This is a genomic window from Nocardia brasiliensis, assembly GCF_042691675.1.
Classification (GTDB): domain Bacteria; phylum Actinomycetota; class Actinomycetes; order Mycobacteriales; family Mycobacteriaceae; genus Nocardia; species Nocardia brasiliensis_D.
The window spans coordinates 977,614-990,762 of the sequence record NZ_CP170507.1 but is presented as its reverse complement, the minus strand read 5'-3'; the positions used below and the strand labels follow the sequence as shown (position 1 = coordinate 990,762).

The 13,149-nt window shown below is 68.4% G+C and carries 11 protein-coding genes; 9 read left to right on the top strand and 2 right to left on the bottom strand.

Annotation, left to right across the window (positions count from 1 at the left end; all coding sequences use genetic code 11):
• Positions 1-99 precede the first annotated feature (99 nt).
• The 3 genes from ACFK0J_RS04990 to ACFK0J_RS04980 all read left to right on the top strand — a co-directional run bounded on the left by ACFK0J_RS04990 (position 100) and on the right by ACFK0J_RS04980 (position 4,362).
• On the top strand, positions 100-2,433 hold the full coding sequence (locus tag ACFK0J_RS04990; RefSeq protein ID WP_378736990.1) for a galactose oxidase-like domain-containing protein: 2,334 nt from the start codon (positions 100-102) through the stop codon (positions 2,431-2,433).
• An 87-nt stretch (positions 2,434-2,520) separates the two neighbouring features.
• Positions 2,521-3,528: an adenylate/guanylate cyclase domain-containing protein gene (locus tag ACFK0J_RS04985; protein ID WP_378736988.1), complete on the top strand. Its 1,008-nt coding sequence runs from the start codon at positions 2,521-2,523 to the stop codon at positions 3,526-3,528.
• Between the two features lie 66 nt (positions 3,529-3,594).
• Positions 3,595-4,362, top strand: a complete 768-nt coding sequence (locus tag ACFK0J_RS04980) for an RluA family pseudouridine synthase (protein ID WP_378742634.1) — start codon at positions 3,595-3,597, stop codon at positions 4,360-4,362.
• On the opposite strand, the gene ACFK0J_RS04975 is transcribed toward ACFK0J_RS04980, so the two are convergent.
• Positions 4,363-5,007, bottom strand: coding sequence for a TIGR03086 family metal-binding protein (locus tag ACFK0J_RS04975; RefSeq protein ID WP_378736986.1), 645 nt, complete (start codon positions 5,005-5,007; stop codon positions 4,363-4,365). It lies immediately after the preceding gene.
• A 90-nt stretch (positions 5,008-5,097) separates the two neighbouring features.
• Here ACFK0J_RS04975 and ACFK0J_RS04970 point away from each other — a divergent pair, with 90 nt between their 5' ends.
• The 3 genes from ACFK0J_RS04970 to ACFK0J_RS04960 all read left to right on the top strand — a co-directional run bounded on the left by ACFK0J_RS04970 (position 5,098) and on the right by ACFK0J_RS04960 (position 7,230).
• Entirely contained in the window at positions 5,098-5,535 is a 438-nt protein-coding gene (locus ACFK0J_RS04970) for a MarR family winged helix-turn-helix transcriptional regulator (protein ID WP_378736984.1), read from the top strand.
• Positions 5,536-5,687: 152 nt separating this feature from the next.
• A complete protein-coding gene (locus tag ACFK0J_RS04965) occupies positions 5,688-6,467 on the top strand; it encodes a metallophosphoesterase (RefSeq protein ID WP_378736982.1) in 780 nt (259 codons plus the stop codon).
• A gap of 85 nt (positions 6,468-6,552) precedes the next feature.
• Positions 6,553-7,230 carry a phosphodiesterase gene (locus ACFK0J_RS04960; protein WP_378736979.1) on the top strand — a complete coding sequence of 226 codons (678 nt, stop codon included), beginning with the start codon at positions 6,553-6,555 and terminating at the stop codon, positions 7,228-7,230.
• A gap of 12 nt (positions 7,231-7,242) precedes the next feature.
• Here ACFK0J_RS04960 and ACFK0J_RS04955 read toward each other — a convergent pair whose 3' ends face one another.
• Entirely contained in the window at positions 7,243-8,301 is a 1,059-nt protein-coding gene (locus ACFK0J_RS04955; protein ID WP_378736977.1) for an AraC family transcriptional regulator, read from the bottom strand.
• A 225-nt stretch (positions 8,302-8,526) separates the two neighbouring features.
• Here ACFK0J_RS04955 and ACFK0J_RS04950 point away from each other — a divergent pair, with 225 nt between their 5' ends.
• From ACFK0J_RS04950 to ACFK0J_RS04940, 3 genes are read left to right on the top strand one after another with little or no spacing between them, the layout of a single operon-like run.
• The gene (locus tag ACFK0J_RS04950; RefSeq protein WP_378736976.1) at positions 8,527-9,993 is read left to right on the top strand and encodes a flavin-containing monooxygenase; all 1,467 of its coding nucleotides are present in this window, start codon (positions 8,527-8,529) and stop codon (positions 9,991-9,993) included.
• A 46-nt stretch (positions 9,994-10,039) separates the two neighbouring features.
• Entirely contained in the window at positions 10,040-12,172 is a 2,133-nt protein-coding gene (locus tag ACFK0J_RS04945) for an ATP-binding cassette domain-containing protein (protein ID WP_378736974.1), read from the top strand.
• Positions 12,169-12,909, top strand: coding sequence for an energy-coupling factor transporter transmembrane component T family protein (locus ACFK0J_RS04940; RefSeq protein WP_378736971.1), 741 nt, complete (start codon positions 12,169-12,171; stop codon positions 12,907-12,909). Before ACFK0J_RS04945 ends, ACFK0J_RS04940 begins: the two co-directional genes overlap by 4 nt.
• The last annotated feature ends 240 nt before the right edge of the window (positions 12,910-13,149 follow it).

Sequence of the window (13,149 nt, the reverse complement as noted above, 5' to 3'; positions counted from 1 at the left end):
CCAGCCGCGGAGTCAGCACACTCCGGGCTACGGCGCCGTACCCGTAGACCACGAAAGGATGGTCTCGCCGGATCGGCCGCGACGGACGACCATGGAGTTGTGGCAGGACAATTTGTTCCGGTCCCGGGGTGGTTCGCCTGGGAAAACCAGGATTGTGGGGTCGCCGTCGCGGATATCGACGGCGACGGCGCGACCGATGTCGTGGTGTTCATGGTGGACAACCCGGAGGGCCAGAACGCGGGTTTCTACCGGCTCGGCTCCGGCCTGGCCGCCGACGGTTCGGTGCTCACGTGGGGGCCATGGCTAGAGGTCCCGGAATGGTTCGGCTGGGAGAACCAGGGCGCGGGCATCGCGCTCGCCGACCTCAGCGGCAACGGACAGCTGGACCTGGTGATCTTCCTGGTCGACAATCCGCCCGGCCAGAACCAGGGCTACTACCGGATCGGGCGCGACTTGGCCGCCGACGGCACGGTGACCGGCGGCTGGACGCCGTGGCTCCAGGTGCCGGACTGGTACGGGTGGGAGAACCAGGGCGCCGACATCTGCCTTACTGTGCTCGACGGGCAGCCGGTGCTGGTCCTGCTCACCGTGGACAACCCGCCCGGCCAGAACAGCGGCCAGTTCCGGCTGGCGAAGGGACTGGCGGCGGACGGCTCGGTGGCCGAGTGGACGCCCTGGGTGGCGGTGCCCGACTGGTACGGCTGGGAGAACCAGGGTGCGGGCATCACCGTCGCGGATCTGGACGGTGACGGACGCCCTGAGCTGATCGTGTTCGCGGTGGACAATCCGGTCGAGGGAAACGTCGGGGTGTACACCATCGGCTGGGGATTGGACGGTACCGGTCACGCGATCGACGGCTGGAGCGTCTGGGCCAAGGTGCCCGATTGGGGTTTCACCGAAAACCAAGGCGCCGCAGCGGTTCTGCTGCCGAATGCGGGTGCGCCGCCGGAGATGGTGGTGTTCACCATCGATGCGCAGCCCGGGCAGAATGCTGGCTACCTGCGCGTGGTCGAGCTGGAGACCGATCTGGCGCATGCCGCGCACATGGGGCTGTGGCGCATTCTCGATTTCGGCACCGAGATCAACCCGGTGCATGCCGCACTGCTGCACACCGGCGACGTGCTGTTCTTCGCGGGCTCGGGCAACGACCCCGATCGCCATCACGCGCACGAATTCCGCACGCGCGTTTGGCATTACCCGAATCCCGGCCTCGTTCCGGTGGATACGCCGATCGACCTGTTCTGCGTCGGACAGGCCATGCTGCCGGACGGGCGGCTGCTCGCCGCGGGCGGCACCGAACGCTACGACCCGTTCTACGGGCTACCCGACGCGCTGGTCTTCGACCCCGGCACGCTGTCCTGGAATGCCGTGCCGGACATGGCTTTCGGCCGCTGGTATCCCTCGCTCATCACCATGCCGGACGGCAATGTGGTCGCGGTATCCGGCCTGGGCGCCGACAACTTCCTCTCGGTGGTTCCCGAGCTCTTCGACACCGCGACCCAGACCTGGTCGCAGCTGCCGGTTCCCGGCCCGATTCCGATGTACGGCCACCTGGTCCTGCTCGACGACGGCCGCCTCTTCTACACCGGCGGCCAATACGGCGGGAACAACGGTGTGCGGCCGTCCATCTGGGATCCGTTCTCCGGCACGTTGACCGAGGTGCCCGGCCTGGCCGACCCCGGCTCGCGCAACCAGGCCGCCAGCGTGCTGCTGCCCCCCGCACAGGAGCAGCGGGTGATGATCCTCGGCGGCGGCGGATTCGATATCCACAGTCCCGCACCGGCGCTGTCGGGCACCATGATCGCCGACCTCGGCGCACCCGGTCCCACCTACCAGCCGGCACCGCCGATGGACCACGCCAGAATGCACTTGAGCGCGGTCATCCTGCCGAACCGGACCGTGCTCGCCACGGGCGGTTCCGGCATGGAGGAAATGGCGCACGCCGCACCGCCGCACGCCGAGATCTTCGACCCGGCGACGAGCACCTGGATGCATACCGCGAAGTGCCGCATCCCGCGGCTGTATCACTCGGTCGCACTGCTCACGCCGGACGGCAAGGTGATCACCGCGGGCTCCAACCCGGCCCGCAAGGACGAGGAGCTGCGGATCGAAATCTATTGGCCGCCCTACCTTTTCCAGCAGGGGCGGCCCGATCTGACGCTGTCCACCGATACCGCGCCCTATGGCGGCACCATCACCGCGACCAGTGCCGCCCCGCTGCGCGAGGTCAACCTCGTGCGCCCCAATGCATGCACCCACTCCTGCGACAACGAGCAACGGCTGATCGACCTCGAATTCACCACTACCGCACCGGATTCGGTGACCGTGACGCTGCCGACCAACGCCGCCCTCGCCCCACCCGGCTGGTATCTGGTCTTCGCCGTCGATACCCGCGGCGTGCCCTCGGTCGGCCGCTGGTTGCGACTCGGCTGACCGCACCGCCGCAAAACCCGCTGTGAGGTCACCCAATGCGGGCGGTGTTTGCGGCGCACAGCGGGGCAATGGTCGTAAGGTACGGACATGGTGCCCACCGAGAAGTCCGAGCTGGTGCAGGCGATTGTCGAGGCGTATCTGCTGGACGGGACCCGGCAGTACAGCCGCACCGAGGTCGCCGCGCGGTCCGGGACGACCACGGCGCTCACCAAGCGGCTGTGGATGGCGCTCGGCTTCCCGGCCGGACTCGATGATGACGCCGTCGACTACACCGACGCCGACATCGCCGCGGTCCGCAACTTCCAGCGGCTCGACGTGCTCTCCTCCGCCGACGCCAGGCAGCAGGCGGCCACCGCGCGCACGCTCGGCCAGGGCATGGCGCGGCTGGCGGAATGGCAGGTCGATCTGGTGCTCGCCGAGCTCGGTGAGCGCATCGCCGCGGCGGATCCCGACGCGGACCAGGAGGAAACCATCCGCACCGCCACCGAGGGCACCATCGCGACCCTCGAACAACTCAACGCCTACGCCTGGCGCCGCCACCTCGCCGCGGCGCTGTCGCGGTCGCTCGATCCGGGCACCTCGGCGGGCGAAACCGTGCGCGAGTTGGCGGTCGGCTTCGCCGACATGGTCGGTTACACGCGGCTGACCAGGCATCTGCACCCCGACGAGCTCTCGCTGCTGCTGGAGTCGTTCGAATCGACCACCACCGCCGCGATCACCGAGAACGGCGGCTGGGTGGTCAAGAATGTCGGTGACGAAGTGATGTTCGCCGCGAACAGCGCCGTCAACGCGGCCCGGATCGCCCTTGCCATCCAGGAGTCGACGATGATGGTCGGCGGAACTCCGGAACTGCGCGTCGCCGTGGCCTACGGGTCGGTGCTGCAGCGGTTCGGCGATCTGTACGGCTCGGTGGTGAATATCGCCTCCCGGCTCACCGGCGTCGCCAGGCCCGGCACGGTACTCATCGATGACGAAGCCGCCGCCGCGCTCGACGGCGAGCCGGAGTTCATCATCAAGAATCTGCGCAGCGTCCGCGTCCGCGGCTTCAACCGCCTGCGCCCACATGTCCTGCGCCGCAACGACAAGCATCACTGAGCCGGCCCCGCCGGGCACCGCGATCGAACCCGGCCGGTAGCTCGCCCTAAGCTCGTGCCAGTGGAAATGGACTGGTCGGAGTTGCGCGCACGGTTCCTCGTCGAGGAAGACGACGCGATTCTGGCGTTGCACAAGCCCGCGGGCATCTCCGTGACCGGTGAGCGGCACGACACCGATCTCGTCGAGCTGGCGGCCGCGGCGGGCGAGACGCTCTACCCGGTGCACCGGATCGACAAGGTGACCTCCGGGTTGGTCCTGCTCGCCAAGGAACTCGCCGCGCACGGCCAGCTGACCAGACAGTTCAACAAACAGACCGCCGAAAAGGCGTACCTCGCGGTCGTCGCGTCGGCCGAACTGCCCGAAACCGGTGTGCTCGACCTGCCGCTCAGCGTCGGACGCAAGAATCGGGTGCGCATCGCGGCCCCCAGGGAGAGTATTCGCCGCGAAGGGGACCGCTGGTTCGTCGAGGACGCCGATCTGCTCGACACCAAGAATTACCCGTCCCGCACCCACTTCGCGACGGTGCTCCGCCGCGACGAGCACGCGGTGCTGGTGTTGCGCCCGATCACCGGCCGCCGCCACCAGATTCGCGTGCAGCTGGCCTGGATCGGCCATCCCATCGTCGGCGACCCGCTCTTCGACAAAACCGGCACGGCCGACCGGACATACCTGCATTCGTGGCGGCTCGGCCTGGCCGCGAGCTGGCGCACCCCGCCCGAACTCGCTCTCGAGGCGACACCCGACGCGGCGTTCTGGCGGCCGATCCAGCCCGAGCCGCACGAACCCGGCGACATACTGCGCCGAGCCGACGAGTTGCTCCGCCGTATCGACTAGTCAGCGTGGCCATTCCGGTGACCGGCCGAGCATCGCGACGATCTGGTCGAGCCGATCCGGGCTGGACGACGGCACCACCGGACCGAACGCGGCACCGGGGGCGACTCGGGTATCACCGCCGGGGACGATTCGCGCCACCGGCAACGCCGCTTCGAGCACTTCCGCGTCGAAGTGCACCGCCAGCCCCAAAGTCTTTGCCACATCCCAGGAATGGACGACGTAGTCGATGAAGTGGAAGCTCAACGCCTGCGTCCCGGAGAATTGGAAGTCGGCGCTGAACTCCGGCAGCGGAAACTTCCGGTCGAGCACACCCGGCTCCGCGAACGCCGCGATGACGTGTTCGGCGGCGTCGCGATAGCTCCGCACCGGGTCCGCACCCAACGGACGTGATTTCCACAAGTCGGGGTCACCGTCGCCACGGGAAGCCGCGGCGAATCCGTAGTGCTGGGCGATCATGTGGGTCAGCAGTCCGTGCAGCGTCCAATCCGCGCACGGCGTCGGCTTGCTCAGATCCGCGCTGGTGGCGTGGTCCACCAGGTCGATGCTCGTTCGCACCGCCTGCGCGTTCAACGCGACGAGATCGACGGCGCTCATCAACGCGTCGAAGCTGCGCAGTTCGGCGCTGGTATCCGGTTCGGTGGCCATCTATGGCTTCTCTCTGCTCGATCGAGAAATGATATGTACGCGCTTATCGTATGCTCCTGCTTATCATCTATCAAGCAGTATTTTCTAGTCATGCCGGAAGCTCGTCGTCCCGATCTCGCCGCGATGATCGCACCGCTCATCCGGGCGCTGATGGCGGCGGAACTGCCCGTGCTCGAACGACATGGGCTGTCGATGTGGGGCTACTCCGTGCTGCTCGGCCTCGGCAAGGAGCCGGTGTACACGCAGGCGGCACTGGCCAAGGCGATCGGCGCGGACAAGACCCGCATCATCGGCGTACTGGATGAGCTGCAGCAGCGTGGCCTGATCCGGCGCGAACCCGACCCGGCGGACCGCCGGGTCAATCTGGTGTCGGTGACGCCGGCCGGACGGAGCCTGCGCGATCGCGCACAGCGCGACATCCAGGAGCAGGAGGACCGCCTGCTCGCCCAGTTGCCCGCGGCGGACCGGCGCGCCTTTCTGCGGTCGTTGCAGAGCTTGTCCGAGGCCGTCGGCGAGCAGGCGCAGTGACCGTAAACACAGACCACCGTGCAGGTTTTCGCTGGTGGTGAGCCTCATGGCGACGCGTAACGCCCAGGTCAACTAGCCTTATTAGGTGCCGCGCACGGGAGGCGGGCACACTCTGACGCAACGGAGCGATCCCCCAGAGAAAGCGAACGCCGATGATCCTGGTGGCTCAGGTCAGCGACACACATTTCGATCTCGGCGCCCGCAACGCCGAACGGGCCGAGCAGGTCATGGCGTTCCTGGCCGGCCTGCGCCACCGGCCGGACGCGATCCTGGTGACCGGTGACGTCACCGATTCCGGCAAGCCGGAGCAGTACGCCGAGGCCCGGCTCGCCTTCGACGTCGACATCCCGGTGTACGCCATCCCCGGCAATCACGACGACCGCGCCGCGTTCCGCAGCACGCTGCTCGGCGAGGTCGCCTCGACCGCGCCGATCAACCACGCGCACCGGGTCGGCGATCTGACCGTCGCCCTGCTGGATTCGAGCATTCCCGGGGAGCCGAGTGGGCGACTCGCCGACGAAACCTATACCTGGCTGCACGGCGTGCTCGCCACGGCACCGGCCGACAAACCGGTGCTGCTCGCGCTGCATCACCCGCCCGCGCACCTGTTCAGCCCGGTCGTCGACGAGATCGCGCTACAGGAGCCGGAGAAGTTCGCCGAACTCGTCTCCAGCGACCAGCGCATTGTCGCGGTGCTCACCGGGCACGCGCACTCCCCCGCGACGACGACCTTCGCGGGGCGTCCGCTGCTGGTCGCGCCGAGTACCGCGTCGGTGCTCGGCGGCGCGTGGGAGCTCGACCTGCCCGACCACGTGATGGATTACGCCCCGGATCCCGCCGTCGCGTTGCACTTGATCGATGAGAAGCACAGCCTGACAACGCATTTCCGCAGCGTGCCGATGGGCGGCTGGCTCGGCATTCCGCCGAACTGACCCGACTGCGAACGAGCGGCCGTTTATCCACACCGGGCCGGGGCAGTCGAGGGGTGACGGTTCCCCTCGATGCGAAGGAACTCCGATGACCGATCTAGCCGCGTCAGCAGTTCGCACCACGTTCGCCGCCGGGGCCAGGCTGCGGCATGCCAGGGTCTTTCATCCCGACGGTGTCCACCTCTCCGGCCGCTTGCACGCCGAAAGCGAGTTCGAGCACCTGTTCGGCACCGGTGAACGCGCCGTCATCGCGCGCCTGTCGAAGGGAACCGGCACGCCGGGCGGGCTGCCCGATGTGCTCGGTTTCGCCTTCCGAGTGCTCGATCGCCACGACGAACCGTGGGATTTCGCGCTGGCGACCACCGGGCGCGGACTGCTGAGCCGGTTCCTGATCACCCCCGCCCGCGGCTGGGTCCGAGCCGAGTACGGCAGCCTGATGCCGTACCGGATCGGCAAGTCCGGGCCGAGGTGGTTCTTCGCCGAACCCGACACCGGCCAGCCCACCTCCGCGTCCCTGGCGACGATGAACGAGCACCTACAGGAGCATCCGGTCTCGTTCGAGCTGTCGGCGAGCGGGCTCACCGGGCCACCGGTGCGGCTCGCCGAACTGACCCTGCGGCTCTCGGAATCCAGCGAACACCGGACGGACTACTTCGATCCGATGCTCAATCACCCGGACGGGGTGGAGTTACTGCCGAAGGTTGTCGACCGGGTCCGTGAATTCGCCTACGCGGGCAGTAGAAGCGGCCGCGGTGAGGGCGGCTGACCCGGACAGTTGTCAGCGCCGCACGGCCCGTTCGCGGCGATAGGCGGCGGGCGTGGCACCGGTCCAGCGCTTGAACGCGTAGATGAACGTCGAGGATTCCGCGTAACCGAGCCGGATCGCCACGTCGCTCACCGAAAGCGGTGTGGCGGTGAGCATTTCCTCGGCCAGCGCACGGCGCACCTCGTCGAGTAGCGCGCGATAGCTGGTACCCGCGGCATCGAGGTGGCGGCGCAGCGTGCGCGTGCTCATATTGAGATCACGTGCGACAGAATCGATTCCGGGCGGCACGGTGAACCCGTCGGCGCCGCCGGGCAGCAGGAGTTCGCGCACCTCGGCGGCGATGCCGGTGCGGGCGCGTCGGCGATGCACCAGATCCCGACACTGGGCCAGGCACATCGCCCAGGTCTGTTCGTTCGCCTGCGGGAGCGGCTGATCCAGTACCGCCGGGTCAATGGCGAACAGGTTGTGCGGCTGCCCGAACCGCGGGCGCACCACCGTGACCTCTTCGATCCGATCGGCGTATGCCGGTTCCGGAAAACCGAATTCGGCCCTGGCGAGCGGCAGCTGTCGGCCGAGGAGATCGCTCATCACCTGATGCATGGCGGTGACATCCCGTTCGACCAAAAACTGCCGCACATCGGCCGGGATCAGCTCGTCGTGCACCCAGGCGACGAACTCCCCCTCGCGCCACTCGGCGACCGGCAGGCAGAAGGTGAAACTCAACTCCAGATATCGCAGCGCGAACGAGATCGCCTCGCCGAGGGTCGGGCTGCTGACGCAGGCGAACCCGAAGATGCCGAAGGTGGTGATCCGGTAGCGGCGACCGACCTCCACGCCGAGCGCGGGACGGTCCGCGAGTTCGCGAACCAGATTGCGAATCACCGCGAGCTCGATGTGCGCGTCGATCTGCGCATCCGGGTCACGCAGCAACGGCTCGGTCACCCCGGTTCCGGCGAGCATCCGGCCAGCGGGCACGCCGTGCTCGGCCGCGTAGCCGACCATCAGCGCCACGCTGGCTATCCCGCGCGGAAAGTTCCAGTCGCGGATTCCCGGATCCTGCACCCGCTGCACAGCGGACAGTATGCGGCCTCGCGCATCCGCGCTCGCAAGCGCTCTATGCGGCCTCGCGCATCCGCGCTCGCAAGCGCTCCGTGCGGCCTCGCGCATCCGCGCTCGCAAGCGCTCTATGCGGCCTCGCGCATTCGCGCTTGCAAGCGCTCTGTGGCCGAATTTCTCGATCGAACGAGCGTCCGCCGCCTAGAGTGGACTTATCTTCGGGCTCGTGAGGAGTGTCACATGACAGCGGGTAACCGGCCATCGGTCCTCATCATCGGCGCGGGTTTCGGCGGCGTCGGTATGGCGATCGAGTTGCGCCGCAACGGTTTCGACGACGTCACCATCTTGGAGCGGGCCGCCGATCTCGGCGGGGTGTGGCGGGCGAACACCTATCCCGGCGCCGCCTGCGACGTGCCGTCCCCGCTGTACTCGTTCTCGTTCGAGCCGAAACCGGACTGGCCGCAGCGCTACTCCGGGCGCGACGCCATCCATGCCTATTTGCGCGGGGTCGCCGAGCGCAACGGCGTGTACGACGCCATCCAGTTCGGCGTCGAGGTGACCGACGCGGAGTTCGACGACGCGTCCGGCCGCTGGACGGTACGCACCGCGGACGGGACCGCCAGGACCGCGGACGTCCTGATCTCGGCGGTCGGCCAGCTGTCGCGGCCCGCGCTGCCGAACATCCCCGGCGTCGACAGCTTCGCGGGCCCGGCGTTCCACTCCGCCGAGTGGAACCACGACGTCGACCTCGACGGCAAGCGCGTCGCCTGCATCGGCACCGGCGCGAGCGCCATCCAGTACATCCCGGAGATCCAGCCGAAGGTCGCCGAGCTCACCCTGTTCCAGCGCACACCCGCCTGGGTGATCCCCAAGTTCGACACCGACTACTCGCCGATTCAGCACAAAGTGTTCGCCCGGCTGCCCGGTGCGCTGCTGGTCGAGCGATTCGGCTGGTGGGCGATCGCCGAGTTCGTGTCGCTCGGCCTGGTCGAATTCCCGGCGGTGGCGCGGCTGGTGGCGAAGATCGCCGACCGGCATCTGCGCAAGCAGGTGCCCGATCCGGCGTTGCGGGCCAAGCTCACCCCCGACTATCCGATCGGCTGCAAACGCGGGCTGTTCTCGAACGACTACTACCCCGCGCTGACGCAGCCGAATGTGCGGGTGGAGACCACCGCGATCACCGAGGTACTGCCCGAGGGCGTGCGCACCGCCGACGGCACCGTGCACGAGGTGGACGTGATCATCTACGGCACCGGTTTCAAGGGCACCGAATTCCTCTGGCCGATGAACATCTACGGCCGCGCAGGCCGCAAACTGTCCGACGCCTGGGCCGAGGGCGCCCACGCCTACTACGGCATCTCGGTGCCGGACTTCCCGAATATGTTCCTGGTCTACGGCCCGAACACCAATCTGGGTGTCGGCTCGATCATCTACATGATCGAATCGCAGGCCCGCTATATCCGCCAGGCCGTCGAGCTGCTCGGCGAACGCCCCGGCCACTGTCTGGAGGTCCGCGCGGAGCAGGAGGAACAGTTCAACGCGGCCCTGCAAGAACGGCTCAGCCGCACGCCCTGGAACTTCTGCTCCAGCTGGTACCGCAACGCCTCCGGCCGCATCACCAACAACTGGCCCGGCTCGCAGGCCAGCTACCGCCGCCGCATTCGCAAGCTCGATCCCGACGACTACACGCTGACCCCCGCCGCCTGACTCCCGCCGACGAGTCCGGACCCGACCACCCTGGCAGACTTGTGCCGTGACTGGACGCCCGATAGCTGACGGCACGGCCGAACACGGGCCGCTGCGACCGATCGAGCTGGCCGTCGGCGCCGTGCTGGGCGGTGCCACCGTCGGATTGGTCACCCTCGGCTCGGTGGTTCCGTTCGCGGCCGCGCTGAACCTGGTGGCCGCGGTGCCGATGGGTTTGATCGCGCACCGCTACCGGCTGCGCGCCCTGGTCACCGCCGCCATCGCGGCGACGCTGGTCACCTTTGTCGCGGCGGGCCTGGTGCCGACCACCGGGTTGCTGGCCACGGCGACGGTCGCGGGCATCATCGGCACGATCAAACGGCGCGGCGGCGGGTTCGTCGCGGTACTCGGGCTTTCCACGCTCGCCGGTCTGGCATGGGCCTGCTTCGCCGTCGGCCTGCTGCAGTTGTTCTCGGCGGGGCGGAATCTGCTGTTCGACAACATCCGCAACCTTTCCCGTGGCATCCAGGACCTCGCGGCACGCCAGCAGCAGCTCGAACCGCTCGGGCGCGCGGCTGCCGACGTCACCGATTCCGTGCTGCGCTGGTGGTGGGCCTGGGTCGGCGGCGGCGTCGCGTCGGGCATGGTGGTGACCGCGCTGTTCTCCTGGTTCGTGCTCGGCTCGGTGCTGGATCGGCTGGCCTGGTTGCCCGGTCATGACCGGCTCGACGCACCGCCGGACGATCGGCCGATCGCGCCGCTGCCGGTGACCTTGCGCGGCGCCGGCTTCCGTTATCCCGGTGCCGTGCGCGACGCACTGAGCGATATCGACCTCACCGTGGATGTCGGCGAGTTCGTCGCGGTGGTCGGGCACAACGGATCGGGGAAGTCAACGCTGACCCGGCTGCTCGCCGGGCTGCCGCCGACCGCGGGAACGGTGCAGCGACCCGGATCCGCCGGGCTCGGCCATCTCGGTGGCACCGCGCTGGTGTTGCAGCGGCCGGAAAGCCAGACCCTGGGCGTGCTCGTCGCCGACGATGTGGTGTGGGGGTTGCCGCCGGAACTCGCCGCCGAGGTCGACGTCGACGCATTGCTCGGCGAAGTGGGCCTGGACGGCATGGGCGACAAGGAAACCGCGACCCTGTCCGGCGGACAGCAGCAGCGCCTCGCGGTCGCCGCGGCACTCGCCAGGAAACCCGCGCTACTCATTGCCGACGAGGCCACCTCGATGATCGATCCGGTGGGACGGCGCGAGCTCGTCGAACTGCTTGCGGCACTGCCGAAACGACATTCGATGGCCGTGGTACTGGTCACCCACCACGAGGCCGACGCGGCCGCGGCGGGCCGGGTGGTGCACCTGGCGGACGGGCGCGCCGTCGAGCGGTTACCGGCCTGGCCACGACCGGTACGGGACGCACGGCGCAGGCCGATGGGCGACACCATCCTCGAGTTGCGCGCCGTCCAGTACACCTACAATCGCGGAACGCCCTGGGAGGCAGCGGCTTTGCACTCGGTCGACCTGTCGGTGCGGCGCGGTGAGGCATTGCTCGTCGTCGGCGGCAACGGGTCGGGCAAGTCCACACTGGCCTGGATCATCGCCGGATTGATCGCCCCGAGTTCCGGCCGGTGCGAACTGGCGGGCAAGTCGGTGACCCAGCAGATCGGCCGAGTCGAGTTGGCGTTCCAGCACTCTCGGCTGCAACTACAGAAGCAGACGGTCGGCGCGGAGATCGCGGACTGGGGCGGCCGCGCCACCGGTTCCGGTGCGGTGGGGCGGGCGCTGGATGCGGTGGGCTTGGATCGCTCGCTCGCCGCGCGCTCCATCGAGAGCCTCAGTGGCGGACAGGCCAAGCGGGTGGTGCTCGCCGCGATCGTGGCCAGCCACCCGCAGGTGGTGGTGCTGGACGAGCCGCTGGCCGGGCTCGACCCGGAAGGGCGCGCGGACATCGTGGAACTTCTTGCGCGGCTGCGTGATTCCGGGCTGACGTTGATCGTCATCTCGCACGATGTCGAGGACATGTCGACGGTGTGCGATCGAACGGTGCACCTGCGGGCCGGACGGATACCGGCCGCCGACGCGGTGCCCGACGCCACCGCTGTCCGCGATAGCCCCGCGCCCAAACAGGATTCACGTCCGGCCGCACCACTGCGACCGCCGGGCGATGCCGCGTGGCGGCTCGACCGCGGAGGCCGATCATGAGCTTGGTGCTGTTTCGCCGGGTCCCGGTGGCGAGTCCCGTGCACGATCTGTGGGCGGGTACCAAGATGATCGCCGCGTTCGTGATCAGTCTGCTGCTGATGTTCCTGCCCACCTGGCCGGTGCTCGGAATCATGGTGGCGTTTCTGGTGTTCATCGGCGTGGTCGCCCGGCTCCCGCTCGGCACCCTGCCGCGCCTGCCCTGGTGGTTCTGGGCGTTACTGGCGGCCGGGGCACTGATCAACGTGCCGGTCGGCGGCCACGCCGTGCTGCGCTATGCCCAGGTGGCGGTATTCGGCCTGGTCATCCTCGCCGCATCGTTCCTCGTCGCCTGGACAACGCCGATGAGCGAAATCGCGCCCGCACTAGCCAAACTCGGTGCGCCGCTACGCAAACTCGGTGCGCCCGTGGATGAATGGGCCGTCGTTGTCGCGCTCACCTTGCGCGGGCTGCCGCTGCTGATGGAGGAGATCCGAGTGCTGCGCGCGGCGCGCAAGCTGCGCCCAAAGGACAACCTCCTCTACCTCGCCACCGAGAATCCGCTCATCGATATCCTCACCGCCGCCATGGCCGTATCCACCCGTCGCGCAGGCGAACTCGGTGAGGCGATCACCGCGCGCGGGGGCACCGGCGAACTCACCGCGCACCCCGGTTCCCCCGGCCGCCGCGACGCGGTGGCGCTGGCGATAGTCGTCTTGGTCTGCGGCGGCGCTTGCACGCTCGGCCTTCTCCTGCCATAGGCACGACATCCGGTCGCGTGCTTGTTGTCTCCAGTGGGCGGCTGGACGGTTGCTGCTGGCGTTGGCGATGCCGCTACGGGGGCCGTGAACGGTCGCCGATCCGGTGCGCTCGAGCGGGAGAAGCCGTGGCCGCGGTCAGGTGGGACGACATCCTCCACACTGCTCGCGTCATGTATAGCCCACCGCTATAACAAGATTGACGGTCTTTAAAAGGATAAATACCCCCTATTATTGGGGTCG

Bases quoted from the DNA above. Each gene is read 5' to 3' on its own strand.
- ACFK0J_RS04985 (WP_378736988.1), top strand. From the start codon at position 2,521: ATGGTGCCCACCGAGAAGTCCGAGCTGGTGCAGGCGATTGTCGAGGCG.
- ACFK0J_RS04980 (WP_378742634.1), top strand. From the start codon at position 3,595: ATGGACTGGTCGGAGTTGCGCGCACGGTTCCTCGTCGAGGAAGACGAC.
- ACFK0J_RS04975 (WP_378736986.1), bottom strand. From the start codon at position 5,007: ATGGCCACCGAACCGGATACCAGCGCCGAACTGCGCAGCTTCGACGCG.
- ACFK0J_RS04970 (WP_378736984.1), top strand. From the start codon at position 5,098: ATGCCGGAAGCTCGTCGTCCCGATCTCGCCGCGATGATCGCACCGCTC.
- ACFK0J_RS04965 (WP_378736982.1), top strand. From the start codon at position 5,688: ATGATCCTGGTGGCTCAGGTCAGCGACACACATTTCGATCTCGGCGCC.
- ACFK0J_RS04960 (WP_378736979.1), top strand. From the start codon at position 6,553: ATGACCGATCTAGCCGCGTCAGCAGTTCGCACCACGTTCGCCGCCGGG.
- ACFK0J_RS04950 (WP_378736976.1), top strand. From the start codon at position 8,527: ATGACAGCGGGTAACCGGCCATCGGTCCTCATCATCGGCGCGGGTTTC.
- ACFK0J_RS04940 (WP_378736971.1), top strand. From the start codon at position 12,169: ATGAGCTTGGTGCTGTTTCGCCGGGTCCCGGTGGCGAGTCCCGTGCAC.